Genomic DNA, 25,122 nt, shown 5'->3' with positions numbered 1-25,122 from the left:
GGGAAGCGGCGAACTTAACGGCCGAGGCTGCCAACCGACATGCCGATTCGGCGGATTGCACCGATTATACCCCGAAAAATGAGCACCCTTGTGCCAAACGACAAGGGGCGGAACCGGTGTTCCGCCCCTCATCTATCTGCTTGATCGCCTTGGCTTAACTGGCCGGCTTGAGCACCGGGGTCCACTTCTCGATCTCGCTTTTGACGAGGGTCGCGAGCGCCTCCGGCGTGCGGTTGGCGGGCGCCGGGATCACGCTGCCGAGATCGAGCAGCCGCTTGCGCACGTTCTCATCGTCGAGCGCCTTGTTGGCCGCGGCATTCAGCGTGGCGATGATCGCGGGTGAAGTTCCCTTCGGCGCGAAGATCGCATTCCAGGCCTGGGCCTGGAACGCCGGCAGGCCGGCCTCTGCCGTGGTCGGGACATTGGGCAGCGACGGATTGCGCTCGGGGGTGGCGACCGCATAGGCCTTGATGGTGCCGGCGTTGATCTGCGGCACCGCGTTGACGATCTGGTCACACATGTAATCGACCTAGCCGGCGACCAGCGCGTTCATGGCAGGGCCGGTGCCGTTGAACGGCACGCCGACCGGCTTGACGTCGAGGATCGAGTTCAGCAGCTCGCAGGAGGCATGCGACACCGAACCGATGCCGGCATGCGCCGCGTTTACCTTCTCGGCATTGGCCTTCACGTAGGCGACGAATTCCTTCAGATCCTTCGGCGGGAAATCCTTGCGGGCAAGGATCAGGATCGGCGTGCCCGCGAGCAGCGCGACGGGCTCGAAATCCTTTTCCGGGTGGTAGGCGAGCTTCGGATAGAGCGGCACGGAAGCCGCGTGCGTGCCCATATGTCCGGTGACCAGCGTGTAGCCGTCATTGGCGGCGCGGGCGGCACGCGTCGTCGCCGTGGTGCCGCCGGCACCGACCACGTTCTCGATGACGATGCTCTGTCCGAGCGTCTGCGCCATGTGCGCGGTGACGATGCGCGAGATGACGTCAGTCGGACCGCCGGCTGCGAACGGTACGATCATGGTGATGGTGCGGGTCGGATAGGTTTGCGCGGAGGCCGGCACGGCGAATGCGCCCAGCGCGGCAAATGCCGAAAGGCATGCGCCCGCAAGCGAGCGAATGGACATCATCTCAATTCCTCCCGGGAACGTTTTGACCAAATAAAAATGCCGGCCAAATCGGCCGGCATTTTCATTTCATGAGACGACATCGAGTGTCGATTCGACTTCCGCCTGCGGCGCGCCGACGCAGGGCCGGCGCTCCCTGTTTGAGCATGATCTCCGCGCAAACGCGTTCCGCGTTTGTCGCGGGCGAAAACCGCTTCACACTTTCCGGATCATGCTCTAGGTAGTGTGGACACTAGCGCATCCATAGGACAATGGCTGCGAGGGTGACGACGGCACGATAATTTCGGGCGGTCTTTTCGAAGCGGGTTGCGACGCGTCGGAACTGCTTGAGCTTTGAGAAGCAGCATTCCACGAGATGGCGCTGGGCATAGAGATGCTTGTCGAGCGGATATTTGAGCGCGCGTGACGGGTTGTTGGGAATGACGGCGAGCGCGCCCTTGGCGGCGATGGCTTGGCGCAAGTGATCGGCATCATAGGCCGTGTCGGCCATGACGACCTCGGCGGATAAGCCCTCAATCAATGCGGCGGCCTGCGGTGCATCGCCCTTCTGACCTGCGGTAAGCGTGAACCGCACGGGACATCCCAAGCCTCGAACGGCCATATGTATCTTGGTGCTCAGGCCCCCGCGCGAGCGGCCGATCGCTTGATCTTCAGACCCCCCTTTTTGGCCCCGGCGGCGTGCTGATGTGCCCGAACGATGGTGGAATCGACGATCAGATATTCGAAGTCCGGGTCATCGGACATCGCCTCGAATATCCGCCACCAAACACCCTTGATGCTCCATCGGCTGAAGCGTCGGAACACGCTGTTCCAATCCCCAAAGACCTCAGGGAGATCGCGCCAGGGAGACCCCGTACGCACGATCCACAGCACACCTTCCACGAACATCCGGTTGTCGCGCCCGGTAGAGCCCTTCTGATCGGGGCGCCCTATGATCAGCGGCGCCATCCGCTCCCACGTCGCGTCGCTCAACACCAATCGGTCCATCGCACCCAAGGCTGCCTCCCAAAAGCAGCCTTGAATCTGATTTGCTCCTAAAAGGGAATCCTTAGAGTCCACACCACCTAGCCTTCGGACTCCACGAACACTTCGTCGCGCTTCGCACGCAAAGTCGGCAGCACGGCAAGCACCAGGAGACCCGCCGCGATCGCCAGCAGCACTGCCGACAGCGGCCGCGACAGGAATACGCTCCAGTCGCCGCGTGAGATCAGGAGTGCACGGCGCAGGTTCTCTTCCATCAGCGGGCCGAGCACCATGCCGAGCAGCAGCGGTGCCGGCTCGAAATCGTGCTTGATCAGCCAGTAGCCGACCAGACCGAACGCGCCTGCGAGCACGACGTCGACCGGCGCGTTGTTCACCGAGTAGATGCCGATCGCGCAGAAGATCACGATCGAGGGGAACATCAGCCGGTACGGCACGCGCAGCAGACGGACCCAGATGCCGACCAGCGGCAGGTTGATGATGATCAGCATCAGATTGCCGATCCACATCGAGGCGATCATACCCCAGACCAGGTCCGGCTGCTTCACCATCACCTGCGGACCCGGCACGATGCCATGAATGGTCATCGCGCCGACCATCAGCGCCATCACCGCATTCGGCGGGATGCCGAGCGTGAGCAGCGGGATGAACGAGGTCTGCGCCGCGGCGTTGTTGGCGCTTTCCGGCGACGCCACGCCCTCGATCGCGCCGCGGCCGAACCGCGACGGATCCTTGGCAATCTTCTTCTCCAGCGTATACGCGGCAAACGACGCGATCACGGCGCCGCCGCCCGGCAGGATGCCAAGGATCGAGCCCAGGATGGTGCCGCGCACGATTGCCGGCGCGGAATCCATCAGGTCCTTCCTGGTCGGCATCAGGCCGGTGATCTTCTGCTGCACCAGATCGCGGCTCATCTCGGCGCCGGCGTCGAGATTGCGGATGATCTCCGCGAAGCCGAACACGCCCATCGCCACCGTCGCGAAGCCGAGGCCGTCGGCAAGCTCGGGGATGTTGAAGGCCATGCGCGAGGCACCGGTCTCGATGTCGGAGCCGACCATCGACAGCAGCAGGCCGAACACGATCATCGCGATCGCCTTCAGCACCGAGCCCTTGGCGAGCACCACCGCGAAGATCAGGCCGAGCACCATCAGCGAGAAATATTCGGCCGGGCCGAACGCCAGCGCGAGCTTGGTCAGCGGTGCGCCGAGCACGGCGATCAGCACGGTCGCGACGCAACCGGCGAAGAACGAGCCGATCGCGGCGATCGCGAGCGCCGGGCCGGCGCGGCCCTGTCTTGCCATCTGGTGGCCGTCGAGCGCGGTGACCACCGAAGTCGCCTCGCCCGGAATGTTGACCAGGATCGAGGTGGTCGAGCCGCCATATTGCGCACCGTAATAGATGCCGGCGAGCATGATCAACGCGCCGACCGGCGGCAGGCCGAAGGTGATCGGCAGCAGCATCGCGACGGTGGCGATGGTGCCGATGCCCGGCAGCACGCCAACCAGCGTACCGACCAGTGCGCCGATCAGGCACATCAGAAGATTGATCGGCGAAAGCGCAACGGCAAAGCCGTGGGCGAGATTGGCGAACAGTTCCATCACGCCCTCACTGGATCAGGAAACGCGGGAACATCGGCATCGGAAGTCCCAGCACGTAAGGAAACAACAATGCGCAGCCCAGCGTCAGACAGGCACCGACGATGGTCGCCTCCAGCCACTTCGTCTCCTCCGAGCCGAGTGCCGCGATCATGAAGCTGGCAAATGCCGTGACGACGAGCCCAAGCGGCCGGATCGACACCGCAAAGAACACGATCGCTGCCGATACGAACAGCGGCCCGCGCCATGAATAGGCCGCGATATGGGGGCCGTCGCTCAGGAGCCCCATCAGCGCGACAGCGCCGCCGAGCAGCAGCAGCAGCACGGCGAACATGCGCGGCGCGGTTCCGGCACCAAACGAGAATCCATGCATCCCCTGCAGATCGCTCGAAGCCCACAACGCAAACAGGGCAACCGCCATCATGACAAGCCCGCCGACAAAGTCCTGCGGACCGCGCACCCATTTCGGCAAGATCGATTTGACCGGCGCCTCGCTTGGCGTATCGCTCATGACTTCGCTTCCCCCGTCAGGGCTGTCCCGCCCGTTGTGATTGAATGGCTTGGCTTGTGGTGCGTTGACCGAAAGCCTTGCTAGCGATTTTCGTCAGACAACGCCAGCAAAACCCAAGAGACCTCCGGCGAGCAACATCCATAAGGGATTGACCCGTGTCGCAAAAGCAAGCGCGGCTGCGACAATGGTGATCAGGACCGCGATCCAACTTTGGTCTGATGTCTGCGCCACGATCAAGCCGGAGGCGGCCATCAAGCCGATCGACAGCGGAACCAATGCGGCCTGAATGATCGCCGGCCAGCGCGCGTCGCGCGAGCGATCGAGGAAACGGCTCACATAATAGGCGAGCAGCGCGGTCGGTCCGCACATCGCAACCGTCGCGGCCAACGCCCCGCCGACGCCTGCGACGGAATAGCCGATCAGCGTCACGATCAGCACGTTCGGTCCAGGCGAGAGCTGCGAGATCGCGAACACGTCGGCGAACTGCTTGTCGGTCAGCCAGTGATGCACGTCGACGGCGGCGCGGTGCATTTCGGGAATCGCCGAATTGGCCCCGCCGACCGCAAACAGCGACATCAGGCCGAAGGTCCAGACCAGCGCTGCGATCGGGCTGGACTCCGAGCTCATGCCTTCACCATGCGGCGTGCCAGGACCGTGGTCGCAATGCTGAGCGGGATCGCCATCAGCAGCACGATCTGGAGCGGCCATCGGATCAGACCGATCGCGACGAAAACCGCCGCCAGGATGACGAGGCCCGTGACATCACGCCGTTTCAACAGCGGCATCATCATCTTGAGGACGACGGCGAACAGCAGCCCGACCGCGGCGCAGGCGACGCCGGCGAGTGTCCGGCGCAGGACGTCGATATCGCCGTAGCGGGCATAGATTGCGGCAAGGACGGTCGCGATCACCATCGGCGGTCCGACCAGCCCGGCGAAGGCCGCAAGCCCGCCGGCGATGCCACGAAAGCGCGAGCCGAATACGACCGACAGGTTAACGATGTTCGGACCTGGCAGGAAATGGCACAGCGCGAAGGTCTCGTTGAACTCCTCCGCCGTCATCCAGCGGTGCTGCTCGACGATCGACCGCCGGGCCCAGACCAGGACCCCGCCAAAGCCGGCCAGCGACATCTTGGCAAAGGCCAGGAACAGCTCGAGCAGGTCGGGCTGGAGGGGCGGAGACGGTGCGGAGGCATCCGGCGCCGGGGCGGCAACCGGCGGGGATTCCGGGGGCATGGGCAAAATCTAGAACGGCGCCAAGACAGCGCCAAGACCTGACCAAGACCCCTGGCCAAGACGGCGGCCAACCCAAATCGGCGTGTTTCACACCTGAACAAGCCTGAATCGGCTCTATTTTTCTTCGTTCGTGCCGCCTATATTACGGGTGCCGGTTCGCCGGCTATGGAAATAAATGGCCGTCGCAATAAACCATTCGGACCCGGGGGCGGTACCCGGCGCCTCCACCAAAACCCATCCCGAGCCCCTGGCTTCGGTGGGTTTTGGCGGGGGCGAAATAGGATCGACGAGGGCGTAAAGGGCGTGTTTTTTCTCGGTATGGTTCCGCCGTTATCGGGCTAATGCAATAGTTGCCAACGACAACTTTGCTCCGGTTGCTCAGGCTGCGTAACGCAGTTTGAAAGACCATCTTAAAGTCCTAACGGGTTAAGCTCCGTTAGGCGGGGTTCGGAGGCACCTGGCAACAGAAGCCTCCACTTTATTTTCCGATCGGGCGTCCGCCCGCATTTTCCGCTGCCAGCCCTGCTGATTTCCGGGTCCCGGCGGAGTAGCATGGCCAAAAGGGCGAGTCGGACGGGTCCGGCGATGCCTTGCCGGCATTTTCGAAGCGACAGGAATACGATGGCGACCGATCACATCCGATATGACGTGCTGGCGCGCGACGCGCTGCGCGGGGTGCTGCGCCGGGTCTTGTCCGACGCCGCCGAACATGGCCTGCCGGGTGAGCACCATTTCTACATCACCTTCCTCTCGCACGGCGACGGCGTGAAGCTGTCGCCGCGGCTGCTCGCGCAGTATCCGGAGGAGATGACCATCATCCTGCAGCACCAGTTTTGGGATCTGGTGGTGACCGAGGACCGGTTCGAGGTCGGCCTGTCGTTCGGCGGGATTCCCGAGCGGCTGAACGTGCCGTTCGCCGCGGTGACCCGCTTCCTCGATCCGTCCGCACCGTTCGATCTACGGTTCGACGTCTCGGAGGCATTGTCCGAGGAGGCCCCTCCTGCGACGGCACCGGCCTCTCCCCTTCCCGCACCGGCCGCCCGGGCGGCAGTCGAGACCGAGACGGCCGAGACCGAGCAGGAGCCTGCGAAACCCAGCGAAGGCGCCGAGGTCGTGCGGCTGGACCGCTTCCGCAAGAAATAATCTAAACACCGATCGATCCTCGACCTTGTAGGATGCATTCGAGGGCCGGGATGACAGATCGTCATCCCGGACTATCTTCTGCATGAACGTGCCTCCGCGCGGACGCTGTCGCGTTGCCGCGGCGAAAAGCCGGCGCACCGCCGGATCACGTTCTGATGACGCAACGGAGGGCATCCATGGCTCAATCGACGACACCATCCAACGCCGCCACCCGCAGCGAGACCGACAGCTTCGGTCCGATCGACGTCGCCGCCGATCGCTACTGGGGCGCGCAGACCGAGCGCTCGCGGCAGAATTTCAAGATCGGCCACGACCGGATGCCGATCGCGATCATTCACGCACTTGCGATCGTCAAGCTCGCCGCAGCCGAAACCAATCGCGATCTCGGCCAGCTCGATGCACGCCGCGCCGACGCCATCATCAGCGCCGCCAGGGAAGTGATCGAAGGCAAGCTCGACGATCATTTTCCGCTGGTCGTCTGGCAGACCGGCTCGGGCACGCAAACCAACATGAACGTGAACGAGGTGATCGCAAACCGCGCCAACCAGATGCTCGGCGGCGAGCTCGGTGCCAAGCAGCCGATTCATCCGAACGATCACGTCAACATGAGCCAGTCGTCGAACGACTCGTTCCCGACCGCGATGCATATCGCTGCGGCGGACCGCATCATCGCCGACCTGATCCCTGCCCTTACCGAGCTGCATCGGGCGTTGCACCAGAAGCAGGAGGCGTTTGCCAAGATCGTGAAGATCGGACGCACGCATACCCAGGACGCAACGCCGCTGACGCTCGGTCAGGAATTCTCTGGCTACGCCGCGCAGGTCGAGAGCGGCATCGCCCGGCTGCACTCGGCGGTGAAGGAGTTGTTCCCGCTGGCGCAGGGCGGCACTGCTGTCGGCACGGGCCTCAACTCGAAGCCGGAATTCGCCAACGCCTTCGCCAGGCATGTCGCCGAGATCACCAGGCTGCCGTTCACAAGCGCGGCGAACAAGTTCGAGGCGCTGGCTTCCAACGACGCCTATGTGCTGGTGCATGGCGCGATCAATTCGGTGGCAACCGGCCTGTTCAAGATCGCCAACGACATCCGCTTCCTCGGCTCGGGCCCGCGCTCGGGCCTCGGCGAGTTGATCCTGCCTGAGAACGAGCCGGGCTCGTCGATCATGCCGGGCAAGGTCAATCCGACCCAATGCGAGGCCATGACCATGGTCTGCTGCCAGGTGTTCGGCAATCAGACCACGATCACCGTCGCCGGCAGCCAGGGCCATTTCGAGCTCAACGTGTACAAGCCCGTGTTGGCATATTGTATGATAAATTCCATTCAGTTGCTGTCTGACGTTGTCCGCTCATTTACTGAGCATTGTGTTGTCGGAATACGCGCCGACGAAAAGCGCATCAACGAGCTGATGCAGCGCTCGCTGATGCTGGTGACGGCGCTCGCGCCGAAGATCGGTTACGACAACGCAGCCAAGGTCGCGAAGTCGGCGCACGCGCACGGAACGACGTTGAAGGAAGAGGCTTTGCGGCTCGGATTCGTAACTGCCGACGAATTTGATCGCCTCGTGCAGCCGGACAAAATGACACACCCCGGCTGAAGCGAAGCGCGCAATGTCCGGATAATTACGGTCAGCGCGCGTGATATAATTATGGATCATAACGCCTAAAGGCTAAGGCTGTTTGCCTATCAGCTCTGCGCTGGCGCATGGTACAGACGTCTAGTTTTCGCAGAGCGAAACGGATTCTTTGATGCTATCACAAGCATCAAATGGGGATTCGGGATGGATATCGAGCCGGGCGCTTTGCGCGATCGCTCTTGCTTTCGTCACGATGCATCACCAATTCCGCTCTGGGGACGATGAGGACGACGAGCATGGGCGACGTGGTCAACCTGAAACGATTCAAGAAGCGCGGTGAGCGCGAACAAGCAGCAAAGCAGGCCGAAGCCAATCGTGCGCTATTCGGTCGCACCAAATCCGAACGAGCGCGTGACGAATTTCTCGGCGAGCGCAGTACGCGTGTGCTCGATCAGCACCGCATCGAAAGTGGTGACGCATCATGAAGTCTCCCGTCGTCAAGCGGTCGATCGTCGTCGCCGGTCACAAGACCAGCGTCAGCCTCGAAGAAGCCTTCTGGAACGGCATGAAGGAGATTTCCGGTCTGCGGAACATGACGCTGTCGGAGTTGGTCGGCGAGATCGACAACAACCGTCAGCAGGGCAATCTGTCCTCCGCGATCCGGCTTTTCGTGCTCGACTACTTCCGCTCGCGCGCCACCCCGGCCGTGCCGACGGATGTCAGGCCGCAACAGGTCGACACGCGCCAGCAGGCCTGATGGCCTTGTCGACCGTCGCTTCAGCAGACGGTCGTTCCGCCGCGTGGACTTCAGCATGAAGGTCAATCGCATCGTCGCGAACGTTGCCGCATCAGATGTCGCGGCAGCGAAGTCGTTCTATCGCGATATCCTCGGCCTCGCGCCGCTGATGGATTTCGGTTGGGTTGCGACTTACGGCTCATCCGAAACGATGCAGGTTCAAATCAGCTTCGCTTCCGAAGGTGGCTCCGGCACGCCGGTGTCCGATCTCTCGATCGAGGTCGACGACCTCGACGAAGCACTGCGCCGGATGCAGGCCGCCGGCGTCGCGATCGAATACGGACCGGCGGACGAGCCGTGGGGCGTGCGGCGCTTCTTCGTCCGCGATCCGTTCGGCCGGCTGATCAATATTCTCCAGCACCGATCGTAAGCTCTGGATTTCCGGTCTGACGGGTTTTCATCACGCGAACCGGTCCCCACTTCGCTTGAAAGCGCTTCCTAGTTCTGCATCGCCGGCCGCGGCGGCGGATTGGCGACCTGCGGCGTCAGCGACAGCGGTGGCCGCAGCGGCCTCGACCTGGCCGCACCGGGCACCGGCTTGACCTCGATCGGCGGCGGCAGCGGGGCCAGCTGCGGCTGGCTCGCAACCGGCGCAGGCGGCACGAGCGGCACAGCGGCAGGCGCTGTGGCAGCCGGCGGGACGATCGGCGGCCGCGGCGCAACGATCTTCGGCTTCACCGGCACGCGGCGTGGGTCCGGGCCGGGCACCGGCAGATTGGCGGAAGGCACTCCCGCCGAATTTGGATTGGACGCGTCCGGCGCGGGCGCGGCGGGCGGCGGCGTGGGTTCGCCGCGCTCGATCGCGTCGAGCCGCTTGGTCTCCCGGTCGATCGCGCGCACCGCAAGCCACGACGACAACGCCGCAATGTCGATGCTGCGCGACAATCCGTCGGGTGTGCCCACCGCCAGCAGCTGGATCTCCGGGCGGCTGGTGGGGGTGCCGACCTGCGTCGATGTCAGCGCGGTGCGGATGTCGGCCTGGTCGGCCGGAATGTCGTAGCCGCCGGACACGATGACGTTGGCACCGCTCGCTGCAAGCGTGGTGACGCCGATCCGGATCCGGCCGTCGCGAATGTTGAAGGGAATTTGCGCGGAAGCGACCGACAGCCCGCCGGCTGCGAGCACCGGTTCGACGATCTGCCTCAGCCGGGTGTCGTCGGTCGCCTGCCCGGAATCGCTGGCGCGGATCGCAACGTCGAACGCGCGCGGATCGAGCCCCGGAAGGTTCAGCCCCTCCAGCGTCACGGCGCCGCTGCCGGACAGCGCACCGATCAGCGCCGAGGCGCTGCGGCCCTGCGTCAACAACGTCATCTGCATCGAAGCGCGTGCCTTGGGCATCGCGAGACTGCGGTAGCGCAGGGCCGAGCCGTCGACGCCCGAAAGCTGCACATTTGCATTCAAGGCGAGTCCATTGACGCCCTGCCGCGCATCGATGGAGGCGGTCGCCTCGCCGCCACCGATCTTGCCCTTGACGCTGTCGAAGGTCAGCGACTGCCCATCCGACCTGATGGTGCCGCTGACCGGCTGCAGCTCGGCGCCGCCCGGCAGCAGACCATGCAGCGCTTCGAACGTGACCTTGCCGCGCCAGGCGCTTGTCAGTCCCTGGCCGAGCGGCGCGGTCGTGTCGTGACCGGCCGCGCCGATCGCCGCCGCGAAAACCGGCGCCAGCGTGATCTGATCGAGACCGACTTCGCCGTCGATGCTCTTCTGATCGGCGAGCGTCAACGCCAGCCGGCCGCGCAGCCGCGAACCGGCGACGATGCTGTCGAGATCGTCGAAGGTCAGCCTGTCACCCGCAAGCGTGACCCGCGACGACAGGCGGATGTTTGCTGCCGGATCGGATGATTTCAGATTGAGCAGCGGACTAATGTCGGCGCTGCGGACACGGAGGCTGACGCTCGATTTGCTCTCGCCGGCCCCATCCTTGGACCACGGCTCCGCGGTCCCTTCCGCATCCGCGTCGAGCCCGGCGCCCCAGAGCCGCGCCTTCAACCGCAACGGCGCGTGCCACGCGCCGCTCGCGGTGCCCTCGAACTGCGTCGGGCCCGCACCGGCTGCGACCGCGCGGCCAAGCCCCAGCAGCCCCAGCAGCGCATTGCCCTCGCTGGCGGAGAATTTCGCTTCGGCCGTGACGTCGCTGCTGCGAAGTGCGTCAAAATCCAGCGCGCGGATCGCAGCCACCAGCGGCGTCGCCGAGATCACCGTATTGCCCTTGAGTTGCGGCGTGTCGAGATCGACCGTCGCGCGCGCGCTGACGCGATCGGCGGCCTTGCCCTTGCCGAGGTCGAGCGCAAGCCTGGCATGGACCGGACCGGCATCCGTACGCAGCACGCCGAGCCGCGCGGCAAGCGCCGGCGCGAACGGCTGAACCACAGCCGTCAGCCGGCCAAGCGATGCGGCGGTCGCATCGACGGCGAGCTTGCCGGTCGAATTGGCGCGATCGAAATTGCCGCTGCCATCCAGCGTGACATTGTCGGGCTGACCGATCTTGATGCGCTCGAGCACGATGGTCTTCGGGCTGTAGGCGATCTTCGCCAGCAGCGGCCGCAATTCCTGCCCCGAGGAAATCGCGCGCCCGACATCGAGCGACAACTGCGCCTCGTCCGGCCATTCGGCTTGCGGGCCTGCCAGCGAGCGGATGAATGTTGCGGTCGCATCGAGATCGAGCCGCTCGGCCTTCAACTGCGCCTCGACCTTCGAGCCGCTCGTCGCCTCGCGATGCGCAACCGCGACGCGGCCCTCGACCGCGCCGCCCTCGATTTCCGCCTTCATCGCGTCGATCGAAAAACCTGATGGCGACACCGTGACGTCGCCGCGCAACCGCAGCGGCTTCTGGCTGCGATAGGCGATGTCGCTCCGCCCCTGCAGCCAGCTCATCAGCGTATCGGGATCGGACGATTCGATGTTCAGCGCGGTCTTGAAGCTGTTGGCGACGCCGGTCTGCGCGCTGGCGCCGCTCATCGAGACCCGCGTCGATCCCGGCGCGCGAAACTCCAGTCGGCGCACGGTCCATGATTTCGCATCCGATTGCAGCTCTGCCGAGACGTCCTGTAACGGGCGGCCGCCGAGCATGATCTGTTCGGAGGTGAGCTCCACCTGTGCCGGGATCGGGCTTTGCGGAAGACCCGACAACACCGCGCGCATTGCCGGCAGCACGCGCACCGGCTCGGCATTGCCGTTATTGGCGTCCTTGGCGCTGTCTTTGGCGGCGAACTTGTCGCCATCGAGCTGTCGTGCCGAAAGCGCGGCGCGCAGCAGCGGCGACGCGCCGAACCGGAGATCGCCATTTCCTGCGAGTTTCAACGCGCGGTCCTCGCCGCCGTAGCTCACCTCGACCTGGTCGAGACGTGCCGCCGAATAATCCGATTTGATCTTGGCCGCGATCCGCCAGGGCGGCATATCGCTGCCGGCGCGCTGGCCAGGCGTGCCCGCCAGCGTCACGCTCCCCTCGAACCGCGGCGCGCGGGCCTCGAAGGTCAGAATGCCGTCGAGATCGGCCGACACCGGCCGCTGCCCGGGATCGATGTTGAAGTGCAGGCGGGTGCCGCTGCCGTCGGCGCTTTGCCCCGAGGAGATCCGAAACGGGTAGCGGTTGCCGTCGAACATGAAATTGCCGTCGCCACGGACCGCGCCGGCAAGCGAGCGGACATCGCCGCTGAAGGCGATGTCGTTCAGCTCGAGCGTGCTGCGGCTTGCGGCATCGTGCAGTGCGATGCGGCCGGTCAGATTGAGGCGGTCGATCGCCAGCGAAGCCAGGTTGAAGCTCCCGCTCGACGGCGACCAGTCGATCCGCCCCTTCGGATCGAGCCCGAGATCGAGCGACATGCCGTTGATAGTGAGTTCGTTCGCCCGCCACTCGCCGCGCATCAGCGAGCTCAGGCTGAGCTCGACGTCGAGATTGGCGGCCCGGATCTTGCCGATGTCGTTGGCGCCGCCGACGGTGACATTTTTCAACCGCAGCGAGGGCGCAGGCAGCAGACGTGCGTCGAGATTGCCGGCGACACGAACCGGCATGCCGATGATCTTGGACGCCTCCGTCTCGAACTCCGGCCTGAACTGGTTCCAGTCAACGAAATACGGACCGACCAGCGCGGCGACCAGTGCAAGAATGAAGGCGATTGCCAGGCCGAGCAGCGTCGTCTGCACGGTGTCTCCCTTTGAGCCCGCTCCGCGGTGCTGAACCCTCGGCCGGAGCAACCCAAATATAGAGCCAAGTATGGCGAAGTCACAGCGGCATTACCGCTGCGACGTCAGGCGGATGACGGTTTTCCGCTCAAGCGTGCGTGCACGCCGGCCGTCGCGGCAGGGTTACTGCCCAGCCGCGCGTCCCGGATCTCACCACATCCGGGATGTCACCAGCTCGCAGGGAGCCGCTTCAGCCCGCGCAGCACGAAAGTCGGCCGCCACTCCGGATTCTCCGCGTCATCGAGCCGCAGGTCGGGGATCCGGCGCAGCAGCGTCGAGATCGCGATCTCGGCCTCGATCCGCGCCAGCTGGGCACCGAGGCAGAAATGGATGCCGCCGCCGAACGACAGCGGCTTCACGTTCGGCCGCTGGATGTCGAGCTTTTCAGGATGGTTGGGATAGACAGCCTCGTCGTGATTGGCCGAGCCGAGCAGGCACAGCACGCTCTCGCCCTTCGGGATGCGCTTGCCGCCGAGATCCTCGATGTCTTCCAGCGCGACGCGGCCGGTCAGCTGCACCGAGGAATCGTAGCGTAGGAACTCCTCGATCGCATTGGTGATCAGGCCGGGATTGGCCTTCAGCAGCGCGAGCTGATCCGGGTTGCGGAACAGCGCGAGCAGGCCGTTGCCGATCAGGTTGACTGTCGTCTCATGACCGGCGCCGAACAGCAGGATGATGTTGGCGGTCAGCTCCTCGTTGGTCAGCTTCTGGCCATTCTCCTCGGCCTGCACCAGTTGCGTGGTGAGGTCGTCGCCGGGCTGCTTGCGACGCAGCTCGAACAGCTGGTGGAAATACATCGCGGCCATCGCGTTGCCGGCGTTGCCCTGCTTGATCTCCTCCGCCGACAGCGGCACCGGCTCGAGCAGGCGTCCGCCGTCGCGCGAGCCGTTGTAGAAGGCATCGCGATGCTCCTCGGGGATGCCGAGCATGTCGCAGATGATCGTCACCGGCAGGCGGAACGCGAAATCCTCGATCAGGTCCATCTTCCCTTGCGGAACGATGCGGTCGAGCGTCTCATCCACGACGTGCTGGATGCGCGGACGCATGTCCTCGACCCGGCGTGCGGTGAAGGCCTTGACGACGAGACCGCGCAAGCGGGTGTGATCGGGCGGGTCCTGCTGCAGCATCCAGTGGCTCATGCTGCGGATGACCGGCTCCTCCATGATCTTGGGACCGTAGCGGCGGATCGAGCGCTCGACATAGTCCTTGCCGAACCGCTTGTCGCGCAGCACGAGGCTGGCTTCCGCGTGACGGCTGGCGACGAAGGCGCCGTGCGCGTTGACATGCATCGGATCGAGGCGGCGTAGCCGCTCATAGCACGGATAGGGATTGCGAATGAATTCGGGCGCCAGTGGATTGAAAAGCGGCTCGCCGCTGGCCGGCTGAACTTGCTCGTTCATGGTGACCTCGTTCGTGCGCTACGCCGGTGCCTGCACTCTGGCGCGCCTTGGTGTCATCCTCAAGACCGCACCAACACGGGGCACGGCCATTCTGGTTTTAGCAACTCTCGTGTTATCAAATGCAACTCGATACACTCTTGTATCGAGTTGCATTGTGCCCTAAACTGCGCCGATGTCAAGGGTTCGAACCAGACCGACACGGGACGACACCTGCGAGAAGCTGTTCGAGGCGGCGGCGCGGGTGTTCGAGGAACAGGGAATCGGCGGCGCCAGCATCGAGGCGATCGCGGCTGCGGCGGGTTTCACCCGCGGCGCCTTCTACTCGAACTTCAAGAGCAAGGACGAGCTGATCTTCGCGATGCTCGAGGATCACGTCGAGCAAACGATCCGGCGCAATCTCGATTTGCTCGCCAAGCACAAGGACCTCGCCGACTTCCTGGAGGCATTGCGCACCGTGGACCGCAGCCGGCAGGATCCGCTCGGCCGCTCGCCTCTCCTGCATATGGAGATGATCCTGTTCGTGGCGCGCGCCGAGAAGCGCCGGCCCGAACTCGCCAAACGCCTGCGCGCGCGACGCAAGCTGATCGCCGACATCGTCGAGACCGCGCAGAAGAATAGCGGCAGGAACGCCAGACTCAATCCGGACTGGACCGGCGCGATCGTGCTGGCGCTGGAAGATGGTTTCCGCCTGCACCGCCTGATCGATCCGGAGACCACGCCCGCCGACAGTTGCCTGCGCGCGATCACCGACCTGCAGCGGGCGATCGGCGTTTCGTCCGCCTGATGCGTCAGGCCGCGCTGGCGACCTTGTGCATCTGGCCGGCGACGGCACGGACCTTGCGGGGCGAAGCCTGCCAGATCGCGAATGCCGACAGCAGGCTGACGGCAATGCCGAGCAGGAACGCGCTCGTATAGCTGCCCGAGAGATCGTAGAGCTGGCCCGTGATCCAGGGGCCCGCGGCTCCGCCGGCGAGCGCGGCCAACATCACGGTGCCGAAAATGCTGCCGTATTGCTTGCCTTGGAAGATCTCCAGCACCACCGGTCCCATCACGGATGTCAGGCCATAGCCGAGCGCGCCCTGCGTGAAGACCATGAGATAGATCAGCGCCATGCTCGGCCAGTATTTCAAGGCTGCGAGCGCGGCAAAGCAGATCACGAAGCCCAAGCACGAGATCGCCCACACCCACTCCCGTCCGATGCGATCGGAGAGATGCCCGAGCCAGATCTGGCCGGGAATGCCGAGCAGGCTGACGACGCCGAGCGCCCAGACGCCGACATTGGAGCTGAAGCCGATGTCGAGCAGGAACTTGGTCTGGTGCACCTGCACCGCGTACCAGATGTACAGGCCGCAGAAATAGCCGGTCGCAATCCACCAGAACCGCGCGGTGCGCAGCGCACGCGACAGCGTCCAGTCGGTGCCGGCCCACACCGGATCGACGATGTTCGATGCCGGCCTGGCCGACATCGCCGTCGGCGCCGCATCACCGTCCGGCTGCAGCCCGATGTCCTCCGGCTTCTTGTGCAGCAACAGGTTGATCGGCGCGAGCACGACCAGCACCAGGATCCCCATCGCGGTGCAGGCGGTGCGCCAGCCGGTCTGCTCGATCATGTGCTGCACCCATGGCAGCAGCGTCACCGAGCCGATGCCGACGCCGGCGAAGGCGAGCCCGATTGCGAGGCCACGGCGGCGGATGAACCAGTTCGGCACGAACAGCGACTGGCCGGAATAGCCGAGGCAGACACTGCCGGAACCAACCAGCACGCCGATGGTGAGATAGAGATGCCAGGGCTGCGTGGTCAGCGGCGCCAGCAGCAGGCCGGAGCCCATCAAGAGCACACCAAGCTCCATCACCGCGCGCGGACCGCTGCGATCCATCAGCCGGCCGATCAGTGGGCTCGCGATCGCGGAAGCGACAAAGCCGAACGAGAATGCGCCCGCGGTGACGCCGCGCTCCCAGCCGAATTCGGAGATGATCGGCGGATAGAACAGCGAGAATGCCGTCCGCGCGTTGACGCCGATCGCCATGGTGACGAAGGTCACCACGACGATGACCCAGCCGTAGAAGAAGGGAAGCCGCATGGGGGTCTGAGTTGCCAGGGTTGAAGGACAAATACCTGTTTCAGCCCGCGCCCGCTGACGGTCAAGTCCCACCGACCGACAAGGTGGCTTCAAGCGAGTGTATTCCACCAGACCGCGTCAATTCGCTCAAATCAACCGCCCAACTATGTGAAGCAATTCATAGACAGTCAGGCCTGACGCGGCAGACTTGCGCGCGATGTCGATACCTCGGCCATGTCAGCTGACCTTCCGTTGCCTGCCGGAATTCCGAGCACGCTGCATCGGACGATTGGCAGCACTGGATACGACGATGGCGGTCGCGCCAGCGGTAACGCCGCGCTCCCGGCTAAACTCGCCCATGATCGGCGTGAAGAAGGGAGAAACCCCATTCCCGCATTGACGCAGATCAATGGTGACGCGTTTCGCCGCGACGATGATCCAGCCATGAAGTCAAGGGACGCATTTGCGTTGCATCCTCAAGGCGCGACTGGCTGCCTCGCTCGCACCGCCCTCACCCGTCGGGGGTATTGCGATTGCGCATCCGCGAACGACCTCTCAAAGGTTGCAAATATTATACTGTACCAGCCCACTCGGTTCGCACACCCTGCCGGATCAAGCCTTCCTTTATGATCTTGATGAAGATATTCTTTTCGCCTTGGTGTCCTGTTCTTTTGTGCCAGATTTTAGCCGAGTATCAGTAAATTTTGCAGAAGTATCAATAATATGATGACCCCATCGGTCCCGGAAGTTCGCCGACGCCTTGCGGCAATCCTTGCGGCAGACGTGGTCGGGTATACGCGCTTGATGGAGGCGCACGAGGAAAACACCCATACCCGGCTGATGCGATTGCGCTCGGAAGTGCTCGACCCAGGCGTCTCGGCGCAAAACGGAAGGATCATCAAGAACACCGGCGACGGCTTCCTTGCAACCTTCGATACCGCGCGCGATGCGACGCGGTGTGCCCTCTCGCTGCAAGAAGCTCTGGCCGTGAATACAGCCGGGATGCCCGCTGACGAGCGCATCAGCTTTCGCATAGGGCTGAATGCCGCGGATATCATCGTTGAAGAAGATGACGTCTATGGCGAGGGCGTGAACATCGCGGCGCGCCTTCAGAACTATGCGCAAGCGGGCGGCGTCGTGGTTTCGGGAGCCGTTGCGGAGCAGATCGGGCAGGACCTGGACGTCAGCGTGATTGATCTCGGCGATCTGCATCTTCGCAATATGGGTCGGCCGGTCCGCGTGTATGCGCTCCACCGACCCATGCAGCCCGCGAAGCTGGTTGGCGAAGCCCCGATGGGCTCGGAACCTCGCCCCTCGATTGCTGTTCTGCCGTTCCGAATGAACCTGGCCACCCCGGAAGAGGGGTATTTCGCCGATGGTGTTGTCGACGACATCATTCGCGGCCTTGCCGGGCTCAAGGAGCTTTTCGTCGTATCACGCGGGTCCAGCCTTGGCTTTAGCGGCCGCAATATTGACGTCCGCGAGATCGGGCGTCGGCTCGGGGTTCGCTATGTCCTCTATGGAGGGATTCAGAGGACGATGACCTCGGTCCGTATCGTGACCGAGCTCAGCGACGCCGAGTCGGGCGAAGTCATTCGTTCGGATTTGCACGAAGGCGACCTTCGCGAACTCTTTGCGCTTCAGGATCGGATTGCCGTCAATGTTGTAAGACAAATCGCGCCGCAGGTTCGCGAGCGTGAGCTTATGCGATCGATGCGCAAACATCCGCAGAACCTGACCGCCTACGATCTCGTGCTGCAGGCGCTCGATTTGTTGTACCGGATGGACTACGATTCCTTTTCCAAGGCGCGGGGCCTGCTCGAGCAAGCCATTTCATACGACCCTAATTTTTCGTTGGCCTATTCCTACGTCGCGCTGTGGTACGTGTTCCGGATCGGGGAAATCGGATCGCCGGATCCCGAGGGTGACGTCATCGCCGGCGCCAGATACGCCAAGGAGGCGATCGATCGAGGCGGTGACGATGCATTCGCGTTGGCGGTGTATGGTCACGTCCAGTCATTCCTGCTGCACGACTTTCAAAGCGCAAGGATAGCCCTCGACCGCGCCATTGCCGCCGGCCCGAGTTCAGCCATGGCCTGGACCATGGCAAGCGCAACATCCGGCTTTCTTGGCGATGGCCCTGCCGCCCTGCACCAGGGTGAGCAAGGCGTCCGGCTCTCGCCGCTCGACGCGCGCTCGTTCTGGCACGAGGGATTGTTCGGCCAGGCTCACTACGTGAATGGCGACTATGAGCAGGCATTGGAGTGGGTCCGTGGCGCGCTGAACCGCAACGGACTTATTCGCTTCAATCATCGCCTGCTCATCGTCACGCTCGGCGCCTTGGGCCGTCGTGAAGAAGCGGCGGAGGCGGCACGCCGCTACCTGGAAATTCAACCCGGATTCCGCATTTCGTCCTACGCGCCGCACTGCCCGTTTCATGGCGATGCATTGGACACCTGGCTCGGCCACCTGCGATCGGCGGGGCTTCCTGATTGACTGCTATTGCTGACGACAACTGCCGACAGAGGGAGAGACGTCAATGACAGGCAACACGGGTAACACGGGCAATACCGGAAACACCGGCAATACGGGAAACACCGGCAACGTCGGAGGGGGTGGTTGGTTTATCTCAGACCGCGTCGACTTGCCGTTCGTCACAAGGCTCGACCCCTCGGGCACCGACGAGCTTGGCAGCCTACGGCGGACGCCGCCGGCGCATTTCGGCAGCCGACAATGGTCTGCAAACTGGTATGCGTGGCGCGTCCTGCATCAGTTCATCGCCAACGCCCCCGCCTGGGCAACGACCATCGATGCTGACGCCGCCCTCACGCAGATCCGGAACGACCTGGTCGCCGACTATGCCGCGCAAATAGACAACCTCGTGCTCGCCGCGCGGGATGAACGGCCGGATGCAATGGGCCTGATCCTCTCGCAGGACGCTGAATTTTTCACGGATTTTCTGGCTGTGCTGACCGCGAGGCCCGGCTCGCATACGCAAACCTGGCGCCTGTTGAATATCGCGAGTTTGATTGGGTCCTTTGCGGCATTGTATTTCAAGGACAAGTACGATTTGCCTCGGCCGTCGCAGATTTGCCCCGCATTGCTGCCGCCGATCCAGGTCCCCGGTCACTCATCCTGGCCGAGCGGACATTCCACCCAGGCGCATTTCATGAAGAACTGCATGCTCAGGGTGTTCGCCGCGACGGCGATGTCCGCGGCTGACCAGGCCGTATGGAAATCCGACCTGTCGATCCTCGCGGATTCGATCGCCAGAAACCGCGAGATTGCCGGCGTGCATTATCCGAAGGATTCGGAAGGCGGCGCCAGAATCGCCGATCTGCTGGACACCGTCATTTTGACGCCAGCCATCGTGCCGATGTTTGACAGCGCCATCACGGCTGCCGCAGGCGAATGGCAATGAGCACCCGGGACGGGCGGAGCCCCACATACGACATCGAAGGCCTGAAGAAGGTCATCAGGAGTTCGACGACCAGCGTGCTTCCTCCCACCGGATTTCGCACCTTGGTCGCATCGCAGGACGAGCTGAAGGCGCTCGGTTTTCCAAGACGGCCGGACCCGGTGCTGCAGCCGGCCGAGTATGCATTCTGGCAGAAGATGTTTAGTCCGACGGTGGCGTTCGAGGCCTTCGATTTCCAAGTGCTTTCCCCCGTCACCGCGGGCCTCCGCCGATCGTTCGACCAATCGCCACGGCGGGAAAGCAGCCTCAACTGGTCCGGTGCCTACATCACGCCGAGGGATGGCACCGTATTCTCGTCGGTCTGGGGGAAGTTTCAGGTGCCGACACCAACCCGGCCGGCCAGCGGCCGGGCCAGCGAGACATATCACAGTTCGACGTGGATCGGCTTTGATGGACAACGTCGGTATTACCGATCGACGTTGCCGCAAATCGGCACCGCGCAGAACATCGACCCCGCCACGGGCGCGGGCAGCCCAACGACCTCGTTCTCCGCGTGGTGGCAATGGTGGGTCAGGGGCGATCCGGCCCAGGCGCATCCCATCACGCTCGTGTCGCCGAAGATTCATGCCGGCGATCTGATCATGTGCCTCATGCAGGTGGCGCCGGATCGCACCGGCGTGTCGTTCGTGATCACGAACCTCACGACCAGTCGCTCCGTGCAGTTCTCTCAAACCGCACCCCTGACCCAGCTGGGGCAACCCTTCAAGATTCCCGGCGCGACGGCGGAATGGGTGATGGAGCGGTCGGCCCTCCCGGGAAATCCAACCCCGCTGCAGCTTCCGGACTACGGCACGGTGGTGTTCCACGACTGCGGCGCGTCCGCAATCAACATGGATAGCGGAGCGATGGTGGAGCGCAATCTCTCCGGCGCGAAGCTCATCGACATGTACGTCGTCGTGAAGGAGACTCCGGAAAGGACCGAGAAGCCCTCCATTGCAAAGCCAATCGATTCAACGGAGTTTCTTACCTACTTCCGCTAGCGCGGCGTTCGACGGCCCCCTGACCGCGGCGGCGGTGCGCCGGCTGGCAGCCGCGCACTGCAGGACTCCGCACCGAAGGAACTGCAACGACGACTCCGCACCAGGGCGGGGCCGTCATGGCCGCGGCCGCCGCGTCCAGTGCTCGGCATTGACAGCGCCAACCGGGATCTCTCCAGCGACGATCTTCGCGACCTGGCGCACGGTCTCCGACGATTGATGCTCGATGGCTTGCGGCGTCAGGCCGCCGACATGCGGGGTTGCGATGACGTTGCCGAGCTTCGCGAGCTCCGGCGCCGGCATCTGGTCGGGCGCGCGGCCGACATCCATCGCCGCGCCCGCGATGCGGCCCTCGCGCAACGCGGCCGCCAGCGCCGCCTCATCGACCAGGTTGCCGCGCGACAGGTTGATGAAGAACGCGTGCCTCTGCATCCGCGCTAGCGCGGCCTGCCCGATCAGGTTCTCGGTCTCCGCATTGGCGATCGCGAGGCAGACGACGTAATCGGCGCGCGCCAGCAGATCGTCGAGCGGCACGTGCCGGATCGCGGCATCGTCTGAGGTCACGAAGGGATCAGCGACCAGCACCTTCATGCCAAGCGCCTTCGCGACCCCGGCAAGATAGCGCCCGATGCTGCCATAGCCGATGATGCCGATCGTGCTGCCCGCGAGCTGGCGGCCCATCGCGACCTCGGGCGCCCTGCCCGCGTGATAGTCGGCGGTGGCGCGCGAGACGCCGCGCGACAGATCGACCATGAAGCCGAGCGCGAGCTCGGCGACCGACTGGACGAAGCCGGCGCTTGCCTGCGTCACCAGCACGCCGGCGGCGGATGCTGCCGCGACGTCTATATTGCGGATATCGACCGCACAGCGCACGAAGGCGCGCAGTTTCGGCAGCAGCGGAAAGATCTCCCCTCGCCCCGGCGTCATACGATCGGCGACGATGATGTCGACATCGGCTGCGGCCGCGGCCAGGGAAGCCGCGTCGAGCGCCTCGTCACCCTCGTGCAGGGAGACGTCGGCGACCGCGCGCAACCCGGTCAGGCTGCGCTCGCCGTAGTAATCGCGGCGCATCTGCGGGGTATGGGCGAGAAGGACCTTCACGATCGACTCCCTAATAACCCAGCGCATGCGGCAAGGCCGTGCTGATGGCAGGCACGAAGGCGATCACCAGTAGGCACAAGAGCAGCAGGCCGAGATAGCCCGAGATCGGCTTGATGGTCTGCTCGATCGGCACATTGCCGATCAGGCAGGCGCCGTAGAGGCCAAGACCAAGTGGTGGCGCAAAGAGGCCGAGCCCCATCGCGATGACAAGCACGACACCGAAATGCAGCGGATCGATCCCGAGCTTGACGGCGACCGGCAGCAGCAGCGGCCCGAAGATGATCAGCGCCGCGGCGCCCTCCAGCACCGAGCCCATCACCACCAGCACCAGGATCGAGAGCAGCATGAACAGCCAGACGCCGTGGCTGCCCGAGATCGCCAGCATGAGGTCGCCGACCGCGTGCGGCACCTGCTGCAGCGTCAGGATAAAGGCGAGCGATTGCGCTGCCGCGACGATGAACAGCACCAGGCCCGAGCGAACAGCCGATTGCACGAAGCAATGCGCGAGGCTCTTGGCGCCGAGTTCGCGGAACAAGAGGCTGCCGACAGCGATGGCGTAGACCGCGGCAAAGGCCGAGATTTCGGTTGCGGTGGCGAAGCCGCTCTTGAAGCCGAAAAAGATCATGAAGATCAGCCCGAACGAGGCGATCGCACCGGTCCACAGGCCAGATACTGCGGCGCGCGGCTCGGCCTCCACATTCGTGGCGGGACGCTTGCCGAAGATGATCGACACCGCGATCAGCGCCAGCGCCATCAGCGCGGCCGGCAGCATGCCGGCGACGAACAGTCCGCCGATCGACAGATTGGCGACGAAGCCGAGAATGATGAGGTTGATGCAGGGCGGAATGGTCTCCGCCATCACGGCGGAGGCGGCGAGCAGCGCCACCGCGCCGCCCGGGTTCTGCCGCGAGCGGCGCGCCGCCGGGATCAGCACCGAACCGACCGCGGCGACGTCGGCCATCTTCGAGCCGGAGATGCCGGAGAACAGCACCATCGACATCACCATCACGACATTGAGCCCGCCGCGCATCCGCCCGACCGCGCGCTGCAACAGCTCGATCAGCCGGACCGACATGCCGTTGGCTTCCATCAGGTAGCCGACCAGGATGAAGAACGGGATCGCCAGCAGCACGAAATTGTCGATGCCGCGCGCCATCTGCTGGGCGAAGATCACGCCGGGCAGCGTGCCTTCGACCCAGATGAAGATCAGCGCCGCCAGCGCCAGCGCAAAGCCGATCGGCAATCCGCCGAACAGCGTGAGGAAGAAGCCGATCAGCATGAACGTCTGCGAGGACGGCACGGACGATGGTGCGAATGCGTCCCAGGCGAGATAAAGACCGACGACAACAGCGGTCGCGACGAGGCCGGCCACCATGTCGCGCAGCGGCCGGCCACAGAACTTCTCGAAGGCGAAGATCGTCATGAACGCCGCGCCGACGCCCATCGGGTAGAACGTCCATTCCAGCGGCAGGCCGGAGCCGGAGGTCTGGCCGGTGGTCAGCCAGCCCATCTTGACGGCGTTGAACGCGACATAGCCGGCGACGATGGTGACGAGCAGCGCACCGACCGCGTCGACGACCCGCCGCACGCCCGGCGGCAGCATGTCGACGAAGAAGGCGACCCCGAGATTCTCGCTGCGCGCGAGCGCGCTCGCCGCGCCGAAGAAGCTCGACCCGACCATCAGCCCGCGGGCGACGTCGTCGGACCATTCGACCGGCGCATTGAACAGGAAGCGGGCCAGCACCGAGACGCACACCACCACGAGATCGGCGGCGAGCAGGATCGCGGCGATCGCGTCACTGACGGCGAGCAGCGGCACCGTGATCCGATCGGCGCTGCGGCTCGTCGCGACTGCGGCGACTGACATGCGCCGACCTCAGGCCTGGGTGGCGCGGATCAACTCGACGACGGCCTTCGCCTCGGGCCGCGCCTTGATGAAATTGTCGGTCTGCGGCAGCACGCGCTTGCGGAATGCCTCCTTGTCGCATTCGACGACCGTGACGCCCTTCTCCACCAGGGTCGCCAGTGCCTCCTTCTCCACCGCGAGCCCATGTGCGCGGGTGTCGGTCGCAGCCTGCTTCGCCGCGTCGAGGAAGCCTTCGCGCAGCTTGGGGGCCATGCGATTGTACGTGGTGTCGCTGAAATAGACCGCGAGCGGCGAGAAGATGTGCTGGGTCAGCGCGTAGTGCTTCGCCGTCTCGTAGAACTTGCTGGCCAGGATGGTCGGCGGATCGTGCTCGAGGCCGTCGAGCACACCGGCTTGCAGCGCCGTATAGATCTCGCCGAACGCCAGCGGCGTCGCCGCGGCCCCCATCAGGCGCAGGCATTCGGTGATGATCGGGTTGGGCAGCGTGCGGATCTTCAGGCCGGCGAGGTCTTCCGGCGTCTTCACCGGCTTCTTCGCCAGCACGCTGCGCGCGCCGAAATTGTAGGCCCAGGCGATGATGTGGATGCTGCCGCCCTTGAGCAGCGCATCCTCGATCGGCTTCGCCGCGCCGGCGTCGAACGCCTTGGTCTGCTGCTGGTAGCTGGTGAAGAGGTAGCCGAGATCGAAAGTGCCGACCAGCGGCACGAGGTTCGCCGAGATCGACGAGCCCGAGACCATCAGGTCGATCACCCCGAGCTTCACCGAGTTGATGACGTCGATCTCCTGGCCGAGTTGGTTGTCGGGGAAGAAGGTGACCTCGATCTGCTCGCCGAGCCCGTTCGCCTTCATGCTCTTGACCAGGTTGTCGTAGTAGACGCGGCCGTTGGCATATTTCGGGTCGTTCGGGAGCGACGACGAGCACCGCATCTTCATGGTCGCGGCCTGCGCGCGGCCGATGATCGCGGGCGCGGCAGCGAGCCACGCCGCAGCAGCCGCCGACGACCGCAACAGGATGCGGCGGTTCACATACTTCGAGATCATGATGGTGCTCCTCCCCAGGAACGGATCGTTTTTGTCTTCGCTTTGTCTT

18 protein-coding genes, 1 other RNA gene and 3 pseudogenes are annotated in these 25,122 nt (G+C 64.3%); 10 read left to right on the top strand and 12 right to left on the bottom strand.

From position 1 onward, the window contains the following. Positions 1–154: 154 nt before the first annotated feature. The 6 genes and pseudogenes from AAFG07_RS13410 to AAFG07_RS13385 form a co-directional block, all read right to left on the bottom strand. Positions 155–1,135, bottom strand: a pseudogene (locus tag AAFG07_RS13410) (tripartite tricarboxylate transporter substrate-binding protein). Positions 1,136–1,364: 229 nt separating this feature from the next. Next, a pseudogene (locus tag AAFG07_RS13405) lies at positions 1,365–2,080 on the bottom strand (IS5 family transposase). A gap of 116 nt (positions 2,081–2,196) precedes the next feature. Continuing rightward, positions 2,197–3,711, bottom strand: a complete 1,515-nt coding sequence (locus tag AAFG07_RS13400; RefSeq protein ID WP_212310489.1) for a tripartite tricarboxylate transporter permease — start codon at positions 3,709–3,711, stop codon at positions 2,197–2,199. 7 nt (positions 3,712–3,718) lie between these two features. Continuing rightward, positions 3,719–4,168: pseudogene (locus tag AAFG07_RS13395) on the bottom strand (tripartite tricarboxylate transporter TctB family protein); the annotation flags it as partial. Positions 4,169–4,312: 144 nt separating this feature from the next. Continuing rightward, on the bottom strand, positions 4,313–4,846 hold the full coding sequence (locus tag AAFG07_RS13390; protein ID WP_342727678.1) for a chromate transporter: 534 nt from the start codon (positions 4,844–4,846) through the stop codon (positions 4,313–4,315). Next, a complete protein-coding gene (locus AAFG07_RS13385) occupies positions 4,843–5,454 on the bottom strand; it encodes a chromate transporter (protein ID WP_342727677.1) in 612 nt (203 codons plus the stop codon). The genes AAFG07_RS13390 and AAFG07_RS13385 overlap by 4 nt, the downstream gene beginning before the upstream one ends. Positions 5,455–5,565: 111 nt before the next feature. Between AAFG07_RS13385 and ssrA the strand changes: the two genes are divergently transcribed. The 6 genes from ssrA (at position 5,566) to AAFG07_RS13355 (ending at position 9,334) form a co-directional block, all read left to right on the top strand. Then, positions 5,566–5,932: a transfer-messenger RNA gene (gene ssrA, locus AAFG07_RS13380) on the top strand. A 143-nt stretch (positions 5,933–6,075) separates the two neighbouring features. Then, positions 6,076–6,597, top strand: coding sequence for a ClpXP protease specificity-enhancing factor SspB (locus AAFG07_RS13375; RefSeq protein WP_173637958.1), 522 nt, complete (start codon positions 6,076–6,078; stop codon positions 6,595–6,597). Positions 6,598–6,773: 176 nt separating this feature from the next. After that, positions 6,774–8,189, top strand: a complete 1,416-nt coding sequence (gene fumC, locus AAFG07_RS13370) for a class II fumarate hydratase (protein WP_342727676.1) — start codon at positions 6,774–6,776, stop codon at positions 8,187–8,189. A 275-nt stretch (positions 8,190–8,464) separates the two neighbouring features. Then, positions 8,465–8,653, top strand: a complete 189-nt coding sequence (locus tag AAFG07_RS13365; RefSeq protein WP_173637960.1) for a DUF4169 family protein — start codon at positions 8,465–8,467, stop codon at positions 8,651–8,653. Continuing rightward, positions 8,650–8,925, top strand: a complete 276-nt coding sequence (locus AAFG07_RS13360) for a ribbon-helix-helix domain-containing protein (RefSeq protein ID WP_024580116.1) — start codon at positions 8,650–8,652, stop codon at positions 8,923–8,925. Before AAFG07_RS13365 ends, AAFG07_RS13360 begins: the two co-directional genes overlap by 4 nt. A gap of 55 nt (positions 8,926–8,980) precedes the next feature. Next, positions 8,981–9,334, top strand: coding sequence for a VOC family protein (locus AAFG07_RS13355; RefSeq protein WP_342727675.1), 354 nt, complete (start codon positions 8,981–8,983; stop codon positions 9,332–9,334). 68 nt (positions 9,335–9,402) lie between these two features. Here AAFG07_RS13355 and AAFG07_RS13350 read toward each other — a convergent pair whose 3' ends face one another. Both AAFG07_RS13350 and AAFG07_RS13345 read right to left on the bottom strand, forming a co-directional pair. Further along, a complete protein-coding gene (locus tag AAFG07_RS13350) occupies positions 9,403–13,110 on the bottom strand; it encodes an AsmA family protein (RefSeq protein ID WP_342727674.1) in 3,708 nt (1,235 codons plus the stop codon). A gap of 206 nt (positions 13,111–13,316) precedes the next feature. Then, positions 13,317–14,549: a cytochrome P450 gene (locus AAFG07_RS13345; RefSeq protein WP_342727673.1), complete on the bottom strand. Its 1,233-nt coding sequence runs from the start codon at positions 14,547–14,549 to the stop codon at positions 13,317–13,319. 172 nt (positions 14,550–14,721) lie between these two features. Here AAFG07_RS13345 and AAFG07_RS13340 point away from each other — a divergent pair, with 172 nt between their 5' ends. Continuing rightward, complete coding sequence (locus AAFG07_RS13340) at positions 14,722–15,333, top strand: TetR/AcrR family transcriptional regulator (RefSeq protein ID WP_342727672.1); 612 nt, start codon at positions 14,722–14,724, stop codon at positions 15,331–15,333. A gap of 4 nt (positions 15,334–15,337) precedes the next feature. Here AAFG07_RS13340 and AAFG07_RS13335 read toward each other — a convergent pair whose 3' ends face one another. After that, positions 15,338–16,630, bottom strand: a complete 1,293-nt coding sequence (locus tag AAFG07_RS13335; RefSeq protein ID WP_342727671.1) for an MFS transporter — start codon at positions 16,628–16,630, stop codon at positions 15,338–15,340. Positions 16,631–17,332: 702 nt separating this feature from the next. Here AAFG07_RS13335 and AAFG07_RS13330 point away from each other — a divergent pair. The 3 genes from AAFG07_RS13330 to AAFG07_RS13320 are packed head-to-tail and all read left to right on the top strand — an operon-like array spanning position 17,333 to position 21,067. Next, positions 17,333–19,105 (top strand): adenylate/guanylate cyclase domain-containing protein, encoded by a 1,773-nt coding sequence (locus AAFG07_RS13330; protein ID WP_342727670.1) that lies wholly within the window; start codon positions 17,333–17,335, stop codon positions 19,103–19,105. 43 nt (positions 19,106–19,148) lie between these two features. Next, positions 19,149–20,030, top strand: coding sequence for a phosphatase PAP2 family protein (locus AAFG07_RS13325; protein WP_342727669.1), 882 nt, complete (start codon positions 19,149–19,151; stop codon positions 20,028–20,030). Next, on the top strand, positions 20,027–21,067 hold the full coding sequence (locus tag AAFG07_RS13320) for an A4/G1 family peptidase (RefSeq protein ID WP_342727668.1): 1,041 nt from the start codon (positions 20,027–20,029) through the stop codon (positions 21,065–21,067). Before AAFG07_RS13325 ends, AAFG07_RS13320 begins: the two co-directional genes overlap by 4 nt. A 114-nt stretch (positions 21,068–21,181) precedes the next feature. On the opposite strand, the gene AAFG07_RS13315 is transcribed toward AAFG07_RS13320, so the two are convergent. The 3 genes from AAFG07_RS13315 to AAFG07_RS13305 are packed head-to-tail and all read right to left on the bottom strand — an operon-like array spanning position 21,182 to position 25,073. Then, complete coding sequence (locus AAFG07_RS13315) at positions 21,182–22,165, bottom strand: NAD(P)-dependent oxidoreductase (RefSeq protein ID WP_342727667.1); 984 nt, start codon at positions 22,163–22,165, stop codon at positions 21,182–21,184. A gap of 10 nt (positions 22,166–22,175) precedes the next feature. Further along, positions 22,176–24,032: a TRAP transporter large permease subunit gene (locus AAFG07_RS13310; protein WP_342727666.1), complete on the bottom strand. Its 1,857-nt coding sequence runs from the start codon at positions 24,030–24,032 to the stop codon at positions 22,176–22,178. A gap of 9 nt (positions 24,033–24,041) precedes the next feature. Next, positions 24,042–25,073 carry a TRAP transporter substrate-binding protein gene (locus AAFG07_RS13305; protein ID WP_342727664.1) on the bottom strand — a complete coding sequence of 344 codons (1,032 nt, stop codon included), beginning with the start codon at positions 25,071–25,073 and terminating at the stop codon, positions 24,042–24,044. Between the last annotated feature and the right edge of the window lie 49 nt (positions 25,074–25,122).

This window comes from Bradyrhizobium sp. B097, assembly GCF_038957035.1.
Lineage (GTDB): Bacteria > Pseudomonadota > Alphaproteobacteria > Rhizobiales > Xanthobacteraceae > Bradyrhizobium.
The sequence above is the reverse complement of the archived record's forward strand: the minus strand, read 5'-3'. Positions and strand labels throughout refer to the sequence as shown.

Bases quoted from the DNA above. Each gene is read 5' to 3' on its own strand.
- AAFG07_RS13325 (WP_342727669.1), top strand. From the start codon at position 19,149: ATGACAGGCAACACGGGTAACACGGGCAATACCGGAAACACCGGCAAT.
- AAFG07_RS13320 (WP_342727668.1), top strand. From the start codon at position 20,027: ATGAGCACCCGGGACGGGCGGAGCCCCACATACGACATCGAAGGCCTG.
- AAFG07_RS13355 (WP_342727675.1), top strand. From the start codon at position 8,981: ATGAAGGTCAATCGCATCGTCGCGAACGTTGCCGCATCAGATGTCGCG.
- AAFG07_RS13365 (WP_173637960.1), top strand. From the start codon at position 8,465: ATGGGCGACGTGGTCAACCTGAAACGATTCAAGAAGCGCGGTGAGCGC.
- AAFG07_RS13375 (WP_173637958.1), top strand. From the start codon at position 6,076: ATGGCGACCGATCACATCCGATATGACGTGCTGGCGCGCGACGCGCTG.
- AAFG07_RS13360 (WP_024580116.1), top strand. From the start codon at position 8,650: ATGAAGTCTCCCGTCGTCAAGCGGTCGATCGTCGTCGCCGGTCACAAG.
- AAFG07_RS13390 (WP_342727678.1), bottom strand. From the start codon at position 4,846: ATGAGCTCGGAGTCCAGCCCGATCGCAGCGCTGGTCTGGACCTTCGGC.
- AAFG07_RS13400 (WP_212310489.1), bottom strand. From the start codon at position 3,711: ATGGAACTGTTCGCCAATCTCGCCCACGGCTTTGCCGTTGCGCTTTCG.
- AAFG07_RS13340 (WP_342727672.1), top strand. From the start codon at position 14,722: ATGTCAAGGGTTCGAACCAGACCGACACGGGACGACACCTGCGAGAAG.
- AAFG07_RS13310 (WP_342727666.1), bottom strand. From the start codon at position 24,032: ATGTCAGTCGCCGCAGTCGCGACGAGCCGCAGCGCCGATCGGATCACG.
- AAFG07_RS13305 (WP_342727664.1), bottom strand. From the start codon at position 25,073: ATGATCTCGAAGTATGTGAACCGCCGCATCCTGTTGCGGTCGTCGGCG.
- AAFG07_RS13385 (WP_342727677.1), bottom strand. From the start codon at position 5,454: ATGCCCCCGGAATCCCCGCCGGTTGCCGCCCCGGCGCCGGATGCCTCC.
- fumC (WP_342727676.1), top strand. From the start codon at position 6,774: ATGGCTCAATCGACGACACCATCCAACGCCGCCACCCGCAGCGAGACC.
- AAFG07_RS13345 (WP_342727673.1), bottom strand. From the start codon at position 14,549: ATGAACGAGCAAGTTCAGCCGGCCAGCGGCGAGCCGCTTTTCAATCCA.
- AAFG07_RS13330 (WP_342727670.1), top strand. From the start codon at position 17,333: ATGATGACCCCATCGGTCCCGGAAGTTCGCCGACGCCTTGCGGCAATC.
- AAFG07_RS13335 (WP_342727671.1), bottom strand. From the start codon at position 16,630: ATGCGGCTTCCCTTCTTCTACGGCTGGGTCATCGTCGTGGTGACCTTC.